18 protein-coding genes and 3 pseudogenes are annotated in these 16,995 nt (G+C 37.5%); 7 read left to right on the top strand and 14 right to left on the bottom strand.

Features of this window, described 5'->3' with window-relative positions; genetic code table 11:
• Positions 1–21: 21 nt before the first annotated feature.
• The 13 genes and pseudogenes from porD to HMPREF9331_RS08135 all read right to left on the bottom strand — a co-directional run bounded on the left by porD (position 22) and on the right by HMPREF9331_RS08135 (position 12,156).
• Positions 22–906 carry a type IX secretion system protein PorD gene (gene porD, locus HMPREF9331_RS08190; RefSeq protein ID WP_016420496.1) on the bottom strand — a complete coding sequence of 295 codons (885 nt, stop codon included), beginning with the start codon at positions 904–906 and terminating at the stop codon, positions 22–24.
• A 70-nt stretch (positions 907–976) separates the two neighbouring features.
• Positions 977–2,185: a bifunctional phosphopantothenoylcysteine decarboxylase/phosphopantothenate--cysteine ligase CoaBC gene (gene coaBC / locus HMPREF9331_RS08185; protein WP_016420495.1), complete on the bottom strand. Its 1,209-nt coding sequence runs from the start codon at positions 2,183–2,185 to the stop codon at positions 977–979.
• Positions 2,166–2,510 (bottom strand): DNA-directed RNA polymerase subunit omega, encoded by a 345-nt coding sequence (locus HMPREF9331_RS08180; RefSeq protein WP_369730988.1) that lies wholly within the window; start codon positions 2,508–2,510, stop codon positions 2,166–2,168. The genes coaBC and HMPREF9331_RS08180 overlap by 20 nt, the downstream gene beginning before the upstream one ends.
• A complete protein-coding gene (locus HMPREF9331_RS08175; RefSeq protein WP_016420494.1) occupies positions 2,510–3,310 on the bottom strand; it encodes an outer membrane protein assembly factor BamD in 801 nt (266 codons plus the stop codon). The genes HMPREF9331_RS08180 and HMPREF9331_RS08175 overlap by 1 nt, the downstream gene beginning before the upstream one ends.
• A gap of 124 nt (positions 3,311–3,434) precedes the next feature.
• Positions 3,435–3,894: pseudogene (locus HMPREF9331_RS12980) on the bottom strand (hypothetical protein).
• A 67-nt stretch (positions 3,895–3,961) separates the two neighbouring features.
• On the bottom strand, positions 3,962–5,218 hold the full coding sequence (locus HMPREF9331_RS08170) for a fibronectin type III domain-containing protein (protein WP_016420491.1): 1,257 nt from the start codon (positions 5,216–5,218) through the stop codon (positions 3,962–3,964).
• 246 nt (positions 5,219–5,464) lie between these two features.
• Positions 5,465–5,716 carry a hypothetical protein gene (locus HMPREF9331_RS08165; RefSeq protein WP_016420490.1) on the bottom strand — a complete coding sequence of 84 codons (252 nt, stop codon included), beginning with the start codon at positions 5,714–5,716 and terminating at the stop codon, positions 5,465–5,467.
• A pseudogene (locus HMPREF9331_RS12975) lies at positions 5,673–6,292 on the bottom strand (hypothetical protein). The gene HMPREF9331_RS08165 and the pseudogene HMPREF9331_RS12975 overlap by 44 nt, the downstream one beginning before the upstream one ends.
• 71 nt (positions 6,293–6,363) lie before the next feature.
• The gene (locus HMPREF9331_RS08155) at positions 6,364–7,128 is read right to left on the bottom strand and encodes a hypothetical protein (RefSeq protein ID WP_016420488.1); all 765 of its coding nucleotides are present in this window, start codon (positions 7,126–7,128) and stop codon (positions 6,364–6,366) included.
• Positions 7,115–8,314 (bottom strand): DUF262 domain-containing protein, encoded by a 1,200-nt coding sequence (locus tag HMPREF9331_RS08150; RefSeq protein ID WP_016420487.1) that lies wholly within the window; start codon positions 8,312–8,314, stop codon positions 7,115–7,117. The genes HMPREF9331_RS08155 and HMPREF9331_RS08150 overlap by 14 nt, the downstream gene beginning before the upstream one ends.
• Before the next feature lie 788 nt (positions 8,315–9,102).
• Positions 9,103–9,315: pseudogene (locus HMPREF9331_RS13530) on the bottom strand (IS1595 family transposase); the annotation flags it as partial.
• A 350-nt stretch (positions 9,316–9,665) separates the two neighbouring features.
• Positions 9,666–11,123 carry an aminoacyl-histidine dipeptidase gene (locus HMPREF9331_RS08140; protein WP_016420485.1) on the bottom strand — a complete coding sequence of 486 codons (1,458 nt, stop codon included), beginning with the start codon at positions 11,121–11,123 and terminating at the stop codon, positions 9,666–9,668.
• An 85-nt stretch (positions 11,124–11,208) separates the two neighbouring features.
• A complete protein-coding gene (locus tag HMPREF9331_RS08135; RefSeq protein WP_016420484.1) occupies positions 11,209–12,156 on the bottom strand; it encodes a helix-turn-helix transcriptional regulator in 948 nt (315 codons plus the stop codon).
• A gap of 91 nt (positions 12,157–12,247) precedes the next feature.
• Between HMPREF9331_RS08135 and HMPREF9331_RS08130 the strand changes: the two genes are divergently transcribed.
• The 4 genes from HMPREF9331_RS08130 to HMPREF9331_RS12965 all read left to right on the top strand — a co-directional run bounded on the left by HMPREF9331_RS08130 (position 12,248) and on the right by HMPREF9331_RS12965 (position 13,942).
• Positions 12,248–12,619 (top strand): DUF2493 domain-containing protein, encoded by a 372-nt coding sequence (locus HMPREF9331_RS08130; RefSeq protein ID WP_016420483.1) that lies wholly within the window; start codon positions 12,248–12,250, stop codon positions 12,617–12,619.
• Positions 12,620–12,736: 117 nt separating this feature from the next.
• A complete protein-coding gene (locus tag HMPREF9331_RS13435) occupies positions 12,737–12,862 on the top strand; it encodes a hypothetical protein (protein WP_262482227.1) in 126 nt (41 codons plus the stop codon).
• A gap of 23 nt (positions 12,863–12,885) precedes the next feature.
• Positions 12,886–13,482, top strand: coding sequence for a hypothetical protein (locus tag HMPREF9331_RS08125; protein WP_016420482.1), 597 nt, complete (start codon positions 12,886–12,888; stop codon positions 13,480–13,482).
• A 307-nt stretch (positions 13,483–13,789) separates the two neighbouring features.
• Complete coding sequence (locus HMPREF9331_RS12965) at positions 13,790–13,942, top strand: hypothetical protein (RefSeq protein WP_155848680.1); 153 nt, start codon at positions 13,790–13,792, stop codon at positions 13,940–13,942.
• 73 nt (positions 13,943–14,015) lie between these two features.
• On the opposite strand, the gene HMPREF9331_RS08120 is transcribed toward HMPREF9331_RS12965, so the two are convergent.
• A complete protein-coding gene (locus HMPREF9331_RS08120) occupies positions 14,016–14,948 on the bottom strand; it encodes a helix-turn-helix transcriptional regulator (protein ID WP_016420481.1) in 933 nt (310 codons plus the stop codon).
• Positions 14,949–15,091: 143 nt separating this feature from the next.
• Here HMPREF9331_RS08120 and HMPREF9331_RS08115 point away from each other — a divergent pair, with 143 nt between their 5' ends.
• The 3 genes from HMPREF9331_RS08115 to HMPREF9331_RS08105 all read left to right on the top strand — a co-directional run bounded on the left by HMPREF9331_RS08115 (position 15,092) and on the right by HMPREF9331_RS08105 (position 16,983).
• The gene (locus HMPREF9331_RS08115; protein WP_016420480.1) at positions 15,092–15,325 is read left to right on the top strand and encodes a hypothetical protein; all 234 of its coding nucleotides are present in this window, start codon (positions 15,092–15,094) and stop codon (positions 15,323–15,325) included.
• Between the two features lie 12 nt (positions 15,326–15,337).
• Positions 15,338–16,222, top strand: a complete 885-nt coding sequence (locus tag HMPREF9331_RS08110) for a DnaB-like helicase C-terminal domain-containing protein (RefSeq protein WP_016420479.1) — start codon at positions 15,338–15,340, stop codon at positions 16,220–16,222.
• Between the two features lie 461 nt (positions 16,223–16,683).
• Entirely contained in the window at positions 16,684–16,983 is a 300-nt protein-coding gene (locus HMPREF9331_RS08105) for a hypothetical protein (protein WP_016420478.1), read from the top strand.
• Positions 16,984–16,995: the final 12 nt, after the last annotated feature.

Genomic DNA, 16,995 nt, shown 5'->3' with positions numbered 1-16,995 from the left:
TCACTAGTCACTAGTCACTAGTCACTTAATCTGTCCCCACTGTTGTGCATGAGTAGGCGCCAATTTTAGCAGTACTTTCTGTACTTCTTGTCGTTTCTCTAAGGGCTTGCCTTCTGATAGGATCTGGACGAGTTCATCTGCTTTGGCATCAAAGAAGAGCTGAGCGAGGAAGCGGTTGATACGGCTATTGTCCATCTTGTCAAGTTCTATAAGCGCCTCGGCTATACCATTTTTAGCTTTCTGGGTGTCTTGGCTCATCAGGTCTAAGCCCTTGCGGTGATAAGCATAGAGCACCTTGTGTAGAGCAGCGAAGTCATCGGAAAGCAGGTCGGTAATCATCTGCCAGCGGTTGTTAGAGCCATTCTGTAGCCAAGCATTGTCTCCACTTCCTTGGGCATTGAGTACCACAGCCAGGGCTTTCTCAAAATAGGGTTTGCCCCCATCTGGAGCAAAAGTATCGGCATCTATCCCTATGATAATCAGCGCATAGTAGGCGATAAAGGAAGATAGGTTAGAGGTAAAGTTGCTGGGGTTGAAGTAGATAGGTTCGTTCTCCAAGTAGGAAAAAGTAACCCCTTTCTCTTGGTAGTTCATCAGCGGTGTTTGGTAGCCACTCCCATACACAGGGCGGAAGGCCTGTATCTGTACATCGGTAGTGAGCATATTGTTCTCATAGGAAGAGACGGTAAAGACGAAAGAACAGTCTATACGTTCGTTCTCCCTTGTCTTGAGGTCTGTCCAAGCCTTGCGGTTGATAAACTCTTGTAGAGAGCGCTGTAGGGTAGCAAATACCCGTTGGTTGGTCTGGTTGACCCGTTGGGTGTTGATCGTAACCTTGCAAGAGAGTTCCTGGGCGAAAATCCCCCAACTCAGCAGCGAAAGAATAATAAGAAGTTGTTTTTTCATAATGTTATTGTTGTGTATGTAGGGGCAAATGGCAATTTGCCCTAGTTATAATGGCAATTTGCCCTTCGATTTATAACAATTCGTCGTGAATAAGGGTAAGGATATCAGTTGCAATTTCTGTTTTAGTTTTCAGCGGTATAGGCACGACCTTATCCTCACGGGTGATAAAAGTAACTTGGTTGGTATCCACCGAGAAGCCGGCACCCTTGTCATTGAGCGAGTTGAGCACTATGGCATCTAAGTGCTTACGGGTGAGTTTCCCCTTGGCATTTTCCAATTCGTTTTCTGTTTCTAAGGCAAAACCAATAAGCAGCTGTTTGTCCTTTTGAGCACCCAAGGACGCTAAAATATCTTGAGTCTTGGTCAGCTCTAGCGTCAGCTGATCGGTTTTCTTTTTAATCTTTTGGGGAGCTTGCACCATAGGCTTATAATCCGCAACAGCAGCAGCCAATATCGCTATATCGGTATGGGCAAAGGCCTCTTGAGCAGCTTCATACATCTGTTGGGCGCTTACCACACGGCATACCTTCACCGTATTTTCTATAAAGTGGGGAGCGGTAGGGCCAAGGATAAGGGTTACTTCAGCTCCCATAAGTGCGGCTGTATTAGCAAGTGCTACCCCCATCTTACCAGAAGAGAAATTGCCTACAAACCGTACAGGGTCTATCATCTCGTAAGTAGGGCCTGCGGTGATGAGGAGCTTTTTGCCCTTGAGCAGCGCTTTCTTAGGAAAGAAAAACTGAGCTAATTGGGCTACAATCCTCTCAGGCTCCGCCATACGTCCTTCTCCTATAAGACCGCTGGCCAGCTCGCCAAACTCGCAGGGAATAAGATGGTTGCCAAAAGATTGTAATAGGGCGATATTGTTCTTAGTTGTCGAGTGAACATACATATCCAAGTCCATAGCAGGAGCAAAGAACACAGGGCACTTAGCCGAAAGATAGGTAGCCAATAGCAGGTTATCGCATATTCCATGGGACATCTTGGCCAAGGTGTTGGCCGTAGCGGGAGCTATGACAAAGGCATCTGCCCACTGGGCAAGTGCCACATGGCTGTGCCACTCATGTTCCTGAGATTGGAATGCGGTATATACCTTCTCCTTGCAGAGTACCGAAAGGGTAAGCGGTGTTACGAAAGCCTCGGCATCTTCAGTCATAATAACCTTAACGCTTGCTTGTTCTTTGACAAGCAAGCGTACAAGGTGTGGTATCTTATAAGCGGCTATTCCAGCCGTTACTCCGATTAGTATATGTTTCCCCTTAAGCGAAGGAATACTCATGGTTTTGTTTTTCATCAATATAACGATACTCTATATCCCCATCCAGCCATTCCTTTACAGCAATAGCTTGTGGTTTAGGAAGTTTTTCATAGAATTTAGAAACTTCTATCTGCTCTTTGTTCTCAAAAACTTCTTCCAAACTATCATTATTGATAGCAAACTCTTCTAGTTTTTCTTCCAATTCGCGCTTAATTTCTGCATTGATCTGCGAAGCCCGTTTGGCTATGATAGAAATTGCTTCATAGATGTTGCCTGTCTGGGCATCTATTTTGTTCTTGTCATAGGTAACGGTAGTTTGCGGCGCATCTATGCGTTTCAAATTTATCATAATTCACTTATTTTCTTTAGAATATCTTGGTACATCTTATCTGCCTTCCCCTTGAAAGAGGTCTCTGGGTAGGAGCGAACAAGGGATTCATAATAGCCCTTGGCCTCTTCAAAGCGTTGTTTTTCTTTGCTTTTGATACTGTTTTTTGCCAACTCATAAGCCGAGTGTAGGCGGTAGTACATCGCCTCTTCGCGGAAGGTAGAGCCAGGGTTGTCTATCAAAAAGTTCTCAAAGGACTTGATAGCAGCCTGATAGTCGCGAATCTTGTCATAGCCCTTGGCTATTTCAAAACTCTTCTGCTGGAGCTTGTTCAGTAGCTCCAAGACCATATTGTTAGCCTCCCTTAGGTGTGCGCCATTGGGGTAGCGATCTATATACTCCTGTAGTTCATCCAAGGCCTTAGCCGTCTCGCTCTGGTCTAGGCTATACTTAGGCGACTCCCAAAAGTGGCATTCCCCCTTGAGAAAGAGCGCCTCTTCGGCCTTCTCACTACGAGGGTAATTGCGCAAAAATCGCTCATACTGATAGGCCGCCAGCACGTATTTCTTCCGCTTATAGAAGCTATCAGCATACATATACAAGGCCTCTTCCCCCTGTGGGCGGCCTATATAATAGCCTACTACCTTCTCCCATAGGCGTAACCCACGAGTGTAGTCACCCTTCTCATAGAGGGCTTTAGCTACTTGGTATTTGTATTCGTAATTGTCTGATTTCATGGCTTTTTGGTACTCCCCGCAGGAGGAAAAACCCCATGAGATAGCACAGACAACAGCCAGTACTTTTCCTTTTAGATTCATTGGGCAAAGATACGCATTTTTTTGATACTTCCAACCAAATATTAGTTGTTAATTATCAATTGTAAATTGTTAATAATACAACATGAGTTCGGCGTAAGCAAAATGATATTTTTGAGGTGTCTATTTAGCTACATACTAATTGACTTTGGGAAACGGGAGAATACTCTACAACTCTTTTCATTAATTTGTTAAAGATAGTATCTTTATTTTGTGAGCGATTAATTCTAAAACTGTATTCCGCTAAATATCGGTCTATGTTAAATTCTGATACCCAAGAATATATATCTCATAGCTTCAACCTTGTTTCCCTTCCTCTTTTCCTCCTATGGTAAATTCATCAACTTAAACGCTATCATTCATTTTGTGCGATTCACTGGATTTCATAGCTTCACGGACTTCTTGCATAAAATAGTGTTCCTGCAGTAGGACTTTCTGTATCAAATCCATAAAAATCTTTTCTGACCACATTTACGGCAACAATATCCATCTTCCCACTTTAAAGAAGCTAGATATTCTTCGCAATCTAAGTCTGTTTTAAAGCGTTCAGTAAACTCTAAGAGGCTTTGTCCCTTAAATAATTCCATAACATATTCATTTTCAGAATGCAAATATATGAAATTATTTTTACACCTCAATTAAATAATTAACAAATTAATAAATTCCCCAGTTTTTACTTTGCAAAAGACTTTTTACAGCATCTGTTTGTTGGGCTGGGCTTAGTTTAATACTAGCCACAGCACTAACTTTTTGTGTGGGTAAGGCTTTAATAAAGTCGAGAAGGGCAGTCCCCATAAGCCCTTTACCATCTTTTGTAAGCTCAAGTAATACCCAATGTAACTCAGTATTTTCTTGTATGTTTACGCTTGTAAGGGGAGCTCCTGAAGCGTGTAATATTGCAAGATTAGGTTGCTTAGAAAGGTCTAAAGTAGTGATATTGGTGTTGTTAATTTCTAAACGGACAAGTTGCGGGTTTTGGCTAAGGTCTAAGCTATGGATACTTTTACATCCGTTTATAAGTAATACTGTAAGATTTTTGAATGCTTTAACATCAAAAGCAGGAATAGCAGTGGTTTCGGTTATACCCAAAAAAGAAAGATTAGTAGGGAGAGTGCTATTGAGCATAGTATGACTATCCAAAGATAACACTGTTATATGCTCTAAGTTTTTAATAGATGAAAGTTTATTATTTTCAACCAATAACGTACTCAAAAAAGGGTTATGACTAATATTCAAGTCTGTAAGCTCTAGGTATTCGCAAAATAACTCAATAACTTTACCATATATTCTAAAAGTTTGAGATTTTAGGGTATAATCAAGATAACCTTCGAACTTTGGTAGAACATCTATCCCTTCGTCCCATTTACCATTGTTGTTGAAGTCAATCCAAAACCCTTTTTTGTCTATGTCATTACCATTAATAATAAAGCTTATTATTTCTCCTACTTTTTTCTCGGTAGTAAGCTGTATATAGTTTGTTGTATCAAGTCCAGTAGGATTGATAGGCTTAGCAGGGGTAGTGAACTCCTGTACGAGATACTCAGTAGTGTTACCTGCTTTGTCCCATACCTTTACCCATACGCGGTAAGTAGTTTTCTCGGTAAGCCCTGTAAGCTTATAAGTGCTGAAAAGAGCTTTTGGGGTACCGCTATTTTTCACCTCACTACTACCCCTCATCTGCCATAACAGCTGATAAGTGAGCTCTTTAGCATCAGTTTGCCCATCAGTAGTTAGATCCCACGTAATAGTAGCGGTATCAAAAGCAGTAGTTTCAATTTTGGTAATAGTAGCCAGTCTAGGAGATTCAGTATCAATTGAGTCGTTATCATTTTTTGAGCAACTGATAACAACTAAGGCTACTATCATCAATAACAGATAAGTACCTTTTTGAAGATCTTTTATTAGTTTCATATTATTTCATTTATTATAGCAAATACGATAGGTATCGTATTCATTTTTAGGCGACAAAGATAATAAATAATTACGAATTACGAGTTACGAATTACGAAATTATTATGAATTATGAAGAGAGGTATTAGCCCAAAGACGTTTGTTCTACTTAGAGAGGAGGATTTGTAAAAACGGTTGCTCAACGTTTGCTAAACAACCTTTGTAACTCATAACTCATTATTTGTAACTTATTATTATTTTTTCTTTTTATTCTTCACTTAAGGATTGATAACCCGGACCACAACTGCCTTCATATTCACATTCTGACAAATAATATTCGGCATAAGCGGCTTTATCCCACCATTCTTTAAACTTTGGCAGACCGAAATACTGTTTTTCCTTTAACCAACGGTCATTTCCATTCAAAAAATAACGCAATCGCCCCATCGGAAAATAAATGAATTGAGGTGTCAAGTTAAGGGCATACCAACTGAGATTGGAAAATAGGTTTTCTTTCAATCAATCTTTTTATTAGATTGTTAAAGATAGTCTCTTTGCTCTGTGAGCGATTGATTCTAAATCTGTATTCCGCTAAATATCGGTCTATGTTAAATTCTGATACCCAAGAATATATACCTCATAGCTTCAACCTTGTTTTCCTTCCTCTTTTCCTCCTATGGTAAATTCATCAACCTAAACGCTATCATTCATTTTGTGCGATTCACTGGATTTCATAGCTTCACGGACTTTTTGCATAAAATAATGTGCAGTCTGACGACTAATTTCATAACGACGAGCAACTTGTGAGGCTGATAACCCTTTAGTTGTTGTTGTCATTTCAAAACATATAAAAAATGCTTTACGCAACCCAAATTTTAGTCTATGAAAAAGTGTTCCAGCTGTAGGACTTTCTGTATCTCCACAGATATTACAAGTGCGTGAAAAATCTTTGCGAACTTGGTATTTTTTATGACCACATTTGCGACAGCAATATCCATCTTCCCACTTTAAAGAAGCTAGATATTCTTCGCAATCTAAGTCTGTTTTAAAGCGTTCAGTAAACTCTAAGAGGCTTTGACCTTTAAATAATTCCATAATACATTAATTTTCAGAGCGCAAATATATGAAATTATTTTGACGCCTCAATATATTAATTTAGGCTTTCACTAATTATAATCAATTACTTCTAAATATTTTTGGTATAATTTCATCATTATCTCATCTATTAAAATCAGTATTGAAAAATAAATGAAATAGTTTTCATATACATATTCTTCTTTCCTTAAGGTGTCTAAAGTAGGTAGATTTTGTTGATAAGACAATGTATTATGAGCACAACGGTTTCTATGATGATAAAGTTGTTCATATCTTTCTTGTAAGCATTCAGCTATATCTTCATTCTCTTTTTTAGAAAACTTAGTAAACAAATTATTATCATCTCCGAAATGTTTTACTGTTACTGATTTTTCGAAAAATGAATAAATTTGGTCATAGCCTTTTCTTCCCCAAATAGCAAAGTTAGTGTTTTCAAATATTTTTCTTAAGTAATATCTTATATCCTTTCTTATCTTCTTCTTATCAAGAATTTCTTCTATATTAATTCTAGGATTGTTCTTCTCTATTTGTTTAATCAACTCTATATAAACTTTTTGTTTATCATCATAACGAGACATTCCTTTTACACTTAGCTTATCATTCCCTATTAAAAAATCCTTTCTAAATTCATAATCATTAGTTGCCAATTCCCAGCAAATACATTTCATCTTTTGCTCTTGCGCTCCTGTCATTTTTAAGAATACAGATTGCATAACATAATCATAAAGAGCATAAGTTTCTATACCATCTCCTATACCTGTCGTGGCTGAAATAGCTTCCTCTAATATTTTAGTTATAGAAGTAAGAATAAAACTATTGTGATTATTGTGCTTCATATTTATCATATATTTCTATAGAATCGTTAATACGTTCCCTCAAATATTTTAGACTTGCAGGAGATTTTAAATGATTTTTTACCCCTTTAAAATTCTCTATTCTTGAGTTTAATTCATTTATTAAAATAGTTTTTTTATCTATATCTATACTTTTATTCTGAAATACTATTTTATAGACCAATCCAAATAAATACATATCTAAATTAATAACAGAAGGAAATTCTTTATTATCAATTAAAATGGAAATACATTTTTCTAAATTTCTAAATCGGTCTAAAAAATTATCAGGAAAGACAACCCTAAAATCTTCAAATAAATTAGATTCTCTCTCTCCTACAATTGAATAGATGAATTCTTCATAATAAGTTTCTATTGTTTTATTAGTTCCCTTTTTTCCAGAAAAACCTTGAGCAAGTTTTCTTGTATTATTATCTTTTTTGTATTGAAATAAGAAAGAAAGATATTTAATAAAATCTACATTTTTAATTTGCCCCGATTGTTTTACCTTTAAATCTTTTGCTGGGTTAGTCTCAAAAAAGGGAATAAAGTAGTCATTTAAAAAATATAATGATTTTCTACTTTCTTGAATTGATAGAGACTCTCCTTGTATATTGATATTTCTAAAAACGGAAGAATAAAACCTTTGTTGTCCTTGTTTATCATTAGTCTGAGGGACAATATAAGTGAAGCCTAAAAAATGATTGTCAAAAAAATCTTCTTTTATAGATGTTTCAATATTCAATTTCACATATTCATCAGAGTTCTTAATATTGTTTAGTATTTTTTCTTTTGTATTACCTAACTCTAATAATTTTTCAAAAGTCCATTCTATCCTATTATTCTGGTCTTCATCTTCATCATCATCATTGTCATTTAAATAGATAGTTGTGTTCTTTTCTATAAATTTTTCTTTATTAGGGAAAATATCTAAATATGATAATAATAGACTAGTCAGTCTTTGCTGTCCATCTAATATCAAGTTAGATCTATTTTTTTCCATATTAAATGCTCCTATAGTAACAGGAGGAATAAACAATTTATTTTCTAATGTTTTGATTAAAGTCTTTACTTTGTTTTCATTCCAAACAAAACTTCTCTGATAGATAGGTAAAGATATATTCTCCTTCAAAATTAATTTAATCCAATGGCTAAGTGAGTATTCACCATAATAAACACAATTTTCCATAAATATAAAATATTAATTATGATTTATTTATTTTAGTATTAGACATGTTTTAGTTTAACGCCCCAAAAATACTAACTATTTTACTCCTTACCAAATATAAAATATTAAATTTTGGGGCGTTAAAGTGTTTTTTTCACCCTTATTATATCAAAGCCATAACCACAAATAGTATTTTTGTGTGATAATAAAGGACAAATGATAGCTATGGGAAGCCCTAAAGCTGTAAATCACAGGTCTGTTTCTCAATGCTGATGTAGGATTTGATAACAAATATCAAACCTAACCCCCAAAATGGAGAGCAACCAGATGTTTATTTTGATGAAGAATTGTACAAAATAGATTTAAGATTGAACAAGCAAATGGTTGATTTTACGGGTATAAAGTTTTGATAATGAGACATAAGTATCTTGATGTAACTTGGATTGGAATGCTCCTATTAGGATTTATATCCAAGTTCCTCAAAAAAGTTTAAACACGTTTTTAAAGAAAGGTTTTATATAGTATCTATCTTTACCATTTTTATCTTTAGTAGAGTTATTACCATTCTTTTCAAGTAAAATAGAATAATTGAGGTGTCTATTTAGCTACATACTAATTGACTTTGGGAAATGGGAGAACGCTCTACAATTCTTTTCATTAATTTGTTAAAGATAGTCTCTTTGCTCTGTGAGCGATTGATTCTAAAACTGTATTCCGCTAAATATTGGTCTATGTTAAATTCATCAACCTAAACGCTATCATTCAATTTGTGCGATTCACTGGATTTCATAGCTTCACTGACTTTTTGCATAAAATAGTGTTCCAGCAGTAGGACTTTCCGTATCTCCACAGATATTACAAGTGCGTGAAAAATCTTTTCTGACTTGGTATTTTTTATGACCACATTTGCGACAGCAATATCCATCTTCCCACTTTAAAGAAGCTATATATTCTTCGCAATCTAAGTCTGTTTTAAAGCGTTCAGTAAACTCTAAGAGGCTTTGTCCCTTAAATAATTCCATAATACATTCATTTTCAGAGTGTAAATATATGAAATTATTTTGACACCTTAATTATATTTTTTCTCCCATAAAGCCAGCGAGTGCTCACAGCTGGGTATGTGAAACACGGATTTTCACCGAGAGAACGATGCAACAACTAAGCGTAACTCTGTAATTTCCACGAACAAAACGCAATAAACTCACGTCTCTACACATGCGCTAGCTAAGATAACTCCTTGATTAGCGTAGTCTTCTATAGAGATGTGAGTTTATTGTATCTTAATCGGTTAGTCATTAGTCACTAGTCATTGGTCACTAGTCATTGGTCACTAGCCATTAGTCACTAGCCATTGGTCACTAGTCATTGGTCACTATTCTGGGGTATTCTTCAGAATTTCCAAAAGATATTTCCAGAATTTCTGTACAGACTTGATACTTACTCTTTCGTTAGGAGAGTGCGCACCAAGTATGGTAGGGCCGAAGCTAATCATGTCAATATGAGGGAAGTGTTCGCCCAAAAGACCACATTCCAATCCTGCATGGATAGCCGCTACATTGGGCTCTTCTTGGAACAAACGTACATAAACATCCTTCAATACCTGCAAAATAGGGGAGTGTGGGTTAGGCTCCCAACCTGGGTAAGCTCCAGTAAACTCAACCTTGTAGCCCGCCAATTCAAAGGCCGCACCAAGACTATGTGCCAAGTCCTGCTTGCTGCTCTCCACAGAAGAACGGGTCATACAGAGTACAGCTATTTTACCTGCTTCCACCTTGATATTAGCGATGTTGTTGCTGGCCTCTACCAAGCCTTCCACATTGCGGCTCATAGCATACACCCCACAAGGAGCAGCGGCTACCGCTCTAAGGAAAGCCACTTGTGCGCTGGCTTCCATCACTTTTTCAGGAGTTTTGGTTTCTTTGAAGGAGATAGAGAGCTGTGTCTCTACAGGTTGTAGTTCTTTGAAGATATGTTCGGCGTTTTCTTTGAATTCTTTTTCAAAAGCCGCTTGGTTTTTCTTAGGCACCACTACGATGGCTTCACTCTCTCGAGGAATAGCATTGCGCAAACCGCCACCATGCAACTGTGCCAAGCGTAGCCCATGTTTTTCATATTGATGGAAGAGGACACGATTCATAATCTTATTGGCATTGCCACGACCTATGTGGATTTCCATACCACTGTGTCCGCCCAAAAGTCCTGTTACCACTATGTGATAAGCCACAACATCACTAGGGGTAGCTTCCTCTTTGTAGTCAGCATAAGCGGAAACATCTATCCCACCTGCACAACCGATTTCTATCTCGGTGTCTAGCTCAGTATCAAGGTTTAGGAGGATTTCTCCTTTGAGGGCATCATTGCTAAGCTTCTGAGCACCTGTCATACCTGTTTCCTCATCAGTGGTGAAGAGCGCCTCAAGAGCAGGGTGCGCGATGGTTTTGCTCTCCAAGATAGCCATAATGGCAGCCACGCCCATACCATTGTCTGCCCCTAGGGTAGTACCTTTGGCACGTACCCAGTCGCCGTCTATATAAGTTTCTATGCCTTGATTGTCAAAGTCAAAGACCGTGTCATTGTTCTTTTGGCATACCATATCCAAGTGAGATTGGAGGATGATAGGCTTTTTGTGTTCTAATCCAGCCGTAGCAGGTTTTCGGATAATCACATTTCCATAGGCATCGGAAGTGGTCTCAAGACCCAATTTCTTACCGAAATCCACCATGAAGGCAGTGATCTTTTGTTCTTTTTTGGAGGGACGAGGCACTGCGTTGATGTCCGCAAAGCGATTCCACACCTCTTTTGGTTCTAATTCTCTAATGGTTGTACTCATTATAAAACAGATTAAAAATTAATACTTAACAAGTCTCTTGAGGCTTGTTTTGAATAAAAAGGCACGCAAAGTTACGAATTTTTATTCAATTATCATAGAGTTGTAGCGCGTTTTTTATCTCACTTTTGACCCGCTCGGCCAAGTGCTCAGGGGCAACCACCTTCACATGCGCCCCATAGGAGAGAATCTCCTTGACAAAGTCAGGGGTGATTTTTATTTGTAGAGAGAGAACGATCTCTTCGGGGGTATCTTTGAGAAAGACTTGGGAGCGGTGCAGCGGCATGGCTCTAAGGTATTCAGCAGGATTCGGTATAAAAAACGAATCCTTTTCATTTCTCCTGAAGGAGAGGACGACCTTCTCGGCTTTAGTGCGGTCGTTATCCACCCATACCCCAAAACTATCATCAAAAAAACGTTCAATTCCTTGAGGCGAGCGTTGCATGCGCTTAATTCCCCTATCCTCAATAGCCATAATACGATCAAGACCAAATATTCTAAGGGCTTTCTTATCCACATCCAAGGCCAATACATACCATCTGTGTTGTGATTCCTTGAGCAAATAAGGTTCAATAGTGCGTACTTGTACCTCTTTGCTTCCCCAAAACTTGTAGTAGTGCAATTGTAGCTGCTTCTTTTGCTTGATAGCTTGTAGCAAAGTAGAGAGATGTTGGGTGCCTGCTGGGTGAGAAGTACCCTTGGGGTAGCGATGGTCAAAAGCAATAAGTTTGGAGAGATTTCCATGATTTTGCAGCGCTCTAAAGACATCGAATGCCTCAAAAAGATTTTGAGCATAGAGGTCATTATCCTCCACAATCTCATATTTCTTAATGGATTTATTATATTGAATATCAATGTGATAGATTTCTCTAATGTCTTTTATATCACGCTGTAAGGTACGTTTGCTAAAAGGCTTTACTTCTGCATATTCCCCGCTGTGGGCTAAATCATCTTCAAAATCCCCAAGCGAACAAGCCGCCATGCGTAGCCGTTCTATAAGGAAGCGATGCCTAAGAAAGTTATTGACTAAGCTCATTTGTTTTTTTGGCAAAGATAAAACTTTTTTCTTAGAGCGACAAGTTTTGGCGCGATAAGCAAAGACCTTTGCACCATAAAAAATAAATGATATGAATATAGCCATTGTTGGGGGGCGCGATTTTAGCGACTATACCCTATTGAAAGAAAGCCTTTTAGCGTATATAGACACGCATGAGACACCTGAAAACATCGTATCGGGGGGTGCTAAAGGAGCCGATACCCTTGCCGCTCAATTTGCCACTGAGATGGACATTCCTCTCTTGGTTTTCAAGCCTGATTACCAAAAATACGGGCGTGGAGCAACCCTGGTACGTAACACTCAAATCATTGAAAACGCCGATGTGGTCTTTGCCTTTTGGGACGGACAATCAAAAGGTACCAAAGATAGTATTACTAAGGCGAAAAAACTACAAAAAGAATTACATATCATATCCTACGGAGAAAAAACAGAAGAGAATTAAAAAAAGTAATGCAAAAGGATGTTAGTATAAAGATAATTTTGTATCTTTGTCAGTCGTCCCCCTCTTGCCTTTGGTCGAGCCTCCGCTGGTGCGAGCTTGTAGCTCGTACCTATGATTATGGAGCTTGTAGCTCCCATAAAGAGCCAAAAGCGCTACTTAATAGTAGGCACTAGCTACAAGCTCGCCCCACTGCCTTATGATCTAAAGAAACAAATAGGGAAAGCCGAAAACCTTTCAGAGTAGGCAAATATTAAAAATAATATCAAATGTTTTATAAACTATTAAAAATCATTCGTTCAGATGAGTTTAGAGTACAATTAGCAGAACTCAATGACAATTTTTTTAACCTAAAACAAGAGATCCAAATTCGAAATCTATTAGTTGAGCTATTTAATCAAAAATACAAACAAGAAAATGAAAGAGCTATTGCAGAGTATCGAGTTCGTAATAAAAAAGTTTCTAATAAAAATATCCGTATAGATCTAGCACTTGTAAATAAATCTTCAAAGGAGAAAATACTTATAGAGTTCAAGTATCATTTTCCTGAAGATTCTCAAATAAAAGAAGAATCTCTTAGAAACTATTTTGAGAAAAGGATAGAATGTGACTATTTAATCTCAATTATATGTAATGGTAATGAGGAGATAAGGAAAGCCTACGAGGAAGATTGGGGAATTAAAACTATGTTTGCAGAAAGATATTCTGAAGAAACTCAATGGAAAGAACTTCTTGAAAAACAGTTTAGTTCTTTGGAATCTGAAAAAAAATCTCTTAAGCCTATAGAAGTTACAATCAAGGTAGATAAACCCTTTGAGACTACTTACCACTTTTTTATCTTAGAAAGAAAAAAAGAAGAAAAGTAATCTTTCCTTCCCTCTAAAAATTCCCCTAACTCCCCCGCTGGTGCGAGCTTGCAGCTCGTACCAATGATTATGGAGCTTGTAGCTCCTATAAAGAGCCAAAGACGCTACTTAATAGTAGGCGCGAGCTTGTAGTTCGCGCCAGCAGAGGGAAGTGGTTTGAGAAAAATTAGCATGAGCAACTGTAGGGGTAAAGTCCGCGAAAGCGGAGTATGTGAGGCAATTCGCCCTCCTATATGCGGGACAATTCGCCCTCTTGTATGAGAGGCAATTCGCCGCTGGTGCGAGCTTGTAGCTCGTACCTATAATTATGGAGCTTGTAGCTCCTATAAAGAGCCAAAAGCGCTACTTAATAGTAGGCACGAGCTACAAGCTCGCGCCAGCAGAGGGAAGTGGTTTGCGAAAAATTAGCATGAGCAGTTGTAGGGGCGAATGGCAATTCGCCCTCCTATATACGATATAATTCGCCCCTTGCAAATAAGACTTTACAGGGAAAAGCCCTAAATAAAAAGCTATACAAGGTCACGAATTTTTATTCAATTATCATAGAGTTGTAGCGCGTTTTTTATCTCACTTTTGACCCGCTCGGCCAAGTGCTCAGGGGCAACCACCTTCACATGCGCCCCATAGGAGAGAATCTCCTTGACAAAGTCGGGGGTGATTTTTATTTGTAGAGAGAGAACAATCTCCTCAGGGGTATCTTTGATAAATACCTGAGAGCGATGCAAAGGCATGGCTCTAAGATATTCGGCAGGATTCGGTGTAAAAAACGAATCCTTTTCGTTTCTCCTAAAGGAAAGGATAACTTTTTCGGCTTTTAGTTGTCCGTCTCCTACCCATGAACTGAAACTATCATCAAAGAATGTTTGTGCTTGCTTTGCCTTTTCCCTATCATGCGCTCCACGTCCTTTTTCTTCGAGATCTTCCATACAGTCAAGAGCAAAAATCCGCCATTGTTCCTTTTGTACATCCATTCCTAACAGATACCACCTGCGCTGGGACTCTTTAAGCAGATAGGGGTCTATAGTACGAGTTAATACCTCCTTAGGGGGATAACGCTTTTGGTAACGGAACTCAATTCGTTTCTGTTGTATAATGGCTTTGATAAGGAAACTAAGATGTTGAGTGCCTGATGATTGACGAGGGTCAAACACTACATACCGATAACTGTCTTCATCTTCTTGAAAGGCCTGAAATACATCAAAGGCTTCCAGCAAATCCTCTACAGAAGCATCTCCTTCTTCTACAATTCTATAGACACTATCGGATTTGAAGCGTTTGAAACATTTGATTTTTATCTTATAGATACACTCAATATCCTTGATATCTCGCTGCAATGTACGTAGTTCAAAGGTATCACCAAATCTATCTTCATAATTATTTTTTATTTTAGTATAAGACAAAGCACCATAAATCCGTAATTGTTGGATAATAAACTGGTGTCTAAGGAAAATAGCTACAGTAGTCATTTTTTTTTTTTACACAAAGATACGATTTTTTTTCAAAACGACAAGTAATGTTCATTTGGGTGATTACCTTTGCCCCGAAATCTAAAGGAACAAGGGAAGCCGAAAACTTTTCAGAGTAGGCACTCACTAAAAAACATACAACGATGAAATTAAAAGACGAAGGATTAAGATTCACTACAGCCTCAATACCTTACATACCTGTAATGAAATCTAACACCTCTTTTGCAGGTAAAAAAGTAGCAACCTCTTACAAGGAATATGACATTGCAACAGATGAGAATGGTAATGTTTGTTTAGGTAAATTTAATGTTGTTCCCCTCTTGCCTTTGGTCGGGCTTCGAGCTAAGCAAAATGGGATGCCCGCATATTTATTTTAAAAATATTATCAAATGGAAGGAAGTTATTTAGCAATAAAAAAATTATCTAATAGATTAGACTTTAAGAGAGACGAGGTCAATGTGATTTCTACAGGTTTTAGAGAACTTGACGCTCTAATTTTAGGATGGGAAAGAGGAAAATTTGTGGTTATTGGAGCACGTCCTGCTATGGGAAAGACTGCTTTTGCATTGTCTATGTTACATCATATAGCTGTAGAAAGGAATATACCCGTAGCTTTATTTTCTTTAGAAATGAGTTCTTTACAATTACTAACACGCTTTGTTTCTCAGCAAACATCTTTAACAACAGATAAACTGCGTACAGACATATTAGATGATCAAGAAAGAAAAATATTCAATACTTATATAGACAAACTTGAGAATGCTCCCATATATGTAGATGACACTCAACATCTCTCTGTAGATAATATCTGTAAAAAAGCAGAAAAACTCTTTATTGAGCACGATATTAGATTAATTGTTATTGATTACTTGCAATTAATAGAAAACAAAAAACAAACAGAGGTTGTTATTTCTCAGCAATTAAAAGAACTCGCTCGAAAATTAAATATTCCTATTGTTGCTTTAGCTCAGGTTTCGCGCAGATTGGAATATCCTACAAAACATAAACGTCCTCAGCTTTGCGATTTTAAAGATATTAGCATTGAAGAAAATGCCGATGTTATTTTGTTTCTCTACCGACCTGAATACTATAATATCTCTGAATGGGATGAGCAGGGGCATCTACCTACTGCAGCAATGGCAGAATTTGTTTTATCAAAGCACTATAACCAGAACACTTTGGGGAGTATTTATTTACGATGGGAAGCAGGAAAATTCTCAGATTTGGAAAAGAATTATAGTCAAACAAAAATGGTTTGCGAAAAATTAGTGTGAGCAGCTGTAGGGTCAAAGTCTACGAAAGCGGGAGTATGTGAGGCAATTCTCCCTTGAAAAAGAGTAGGTGAAGAATAATCTCTCATTCTATTCATTCGTATTCTAAATGCAATTGACTATAAAAATAAAAAATACAGCAAAAGGACGTTAGTATAAAAATAATTTCGTATCTTTGTCAGCAAATTAATAAAATTTATACGAAAAACTGACAGTACAGAAATAGATAATATATAATAACGTTTCGCTTTTATTTTCTAGCTCGAAATACGACCAATATTAAAAAGTGTAGGAAAGTAAAGTGGAAGCGCTTGCGTATTGCGGGCGTTCCTTTTGCTTTACACTTGCCTTTGGTCGGGCTTCGAGCTAAGCAAAACGGGATGCCCGCAACCTTTTATCTAAAGCAACAAATAGGGGAAGCCGAAAACCTTTTAGAGTAGGCGATATTTTAAACACAATGCAAAATGATTTTAAAAATTGTAAAAGGAAAGTTAGACCTCCTCAATGATAATGGAGGAAAATTGAGAACTATTGCAGAAAAAAATGTGGTAGATGCAGCTCTTAGCAATGATGAAAAGCAAATACTAATTACCTATAGTAATGGTAAAACAGATCTTTGTAATGATTATGGAGGTCGCAAATCTACAATTGCTGAAAGTAATGTAGTAAAAGCTATTTTCCATGGTACAGATGTTCTTATAACGCTTAAAAATGGTGATATGGAACTGAGAAACCAATATGGAGGGAAAATAAGAAGTATTTAATTGAATGCCTAA

The organism is Capnocytophaga granulosa ATCC 51502 (assembly GCF_000411115.1).
Classification (GTDB): domain Bacteria; phylum Bacteroidota; class Bacteroidia; order Flavobacteriales; family Flavobacteriaceae; genus Capnocytophaga; species Capnocytophaga granulosa.
The sequence above is the reverse complement of the archived record's forward strand: the minus strand, read 5'-3'. Positions and strand labels throughout refer to the sequence as shown.

What these genes read in the sequence shown, in the direction of transcription:
- porD (WP_016420496.1), bottom strand. Translation starts at nt 906, where the DNA reads ATGAAAAAACAACTTCTTATTATTCTTTCGCTGCTGAGTTGGGGGATT.
- HMPREF9331_RS08110 (WP_016420479.1), top strand. Translation starts at nt 15,338, where the DNA reads ATGGAAGGAAGTTATTTAGCAATAAAAAAATTATCTAATAGATTAGAC.
- HMPREF9331_RS08130 (WP_016420483.1), top strand. Translation starts at nt 12,248, where the DNA reads ATGAATATAGCCATTGTTGGGGGGCGCGATTTTAGCGACTATACCCTA.
- HMPREF9331_RS08175 (WP_016420494.1), bottom strand. Translation starts at nt 3,310, where the DNA reads ATGAATCTAAAAGGAAAAGTACTGGCTGTTGTCTGTGCTATCTCATGG.
- HMPREF9331_RS12965 (WP_155848680.1), top strand. Translation starts at nt 13,790, where the DNA reads ATGGAGCTTGTAGCTCCTATAAAGAGCCAAAAGCGCTACTTAATAGTA.
- HMPREF9331_RS08125 (WP_016420482.1), top strand. Translation starts at nt 12,886, where the DNA reads ATGTTTTATAAACTATTAAAAATCATTCGTTCAGATGAGTTTAGAGTA.
- coaBC (WP_016420495.1), bottom strand. Translation starts at nt 2,185, where the DNA reads ATGAGTATTCCTTCGCTTAAGGGGAAACATATACTAATCGGAGTAACG.
- HMPREF9331_RS08120 (WP_016420481.1), bottom strand. Translation starts at nt 14,948, where the DNA reads ATGACTACTGTAGCTATTTTCCTTAGACACCAGTTTATTATCCAACAA.
- HMPREF9331_RS08135 (WP_016420484.1), bottom strand. Translation starts at nt 12,156, where the DNA reads ATGAGCTTAGTCAATAACTTTCTTAGGCATCGCTTCCTTATAGAACGG.
- HMPREF9331_RS08155 (WP_016420488.1), bottom strand. Translation starts at nt 7,128, where the DNA reads ATGAAGCACAATAATCACAATAGTTTTATTCTTACTTCTATAACTAAA.
- HMPREF9331_RS08115 (WP_016420480.1), top strand. Translation starts at nt 15,092, where the DNA reads ATGAAATTAAAAGACGAAGGATTAAGATTCACTACAGCCTCAATACCT.
- HMPREF9331_RS08140 (WP_016420485.1), bottom strand. Translation starts at nt 11,123, where the DNA reads ATGAGTACAACCATTAGAGAATTAGAACCAAAAGAGGTGTGGAATCGC.
- HMPREF9331_RS08170 (WP_016420491.1), bottom strand. Translation starts at nt 5,218, where the DNA reads ATGAAACTAATAAAAGATCTTCAAAAAGGTACTTATCTGTTATTGATG.
- HMPREF9331_RS08105 (WP_016420478.1), top strand. Translation starts at nt 16,684, where the DNA reads ATGATTTTAAAAATTGTAAAAGGAAAGTTAGACCTCCTCAATGATAAT.
- HMPREF9331_RS13435 (WP_262482227.1), top strand. Translation starts at nt 12,737, where the DNA reads ATGGAGCTTGTAGCTCCCATAAAGAGCCAAAAGCGCTACTTAATAGTA.
- HMPREF9331_RS08150 (WP_016420487.1), bottom strand. Translation starts at nt 8,314, where the DNA reads ATGGAAAATTGTGTTTATTATGGTGAATACTCACTTAGCCATTGGATT.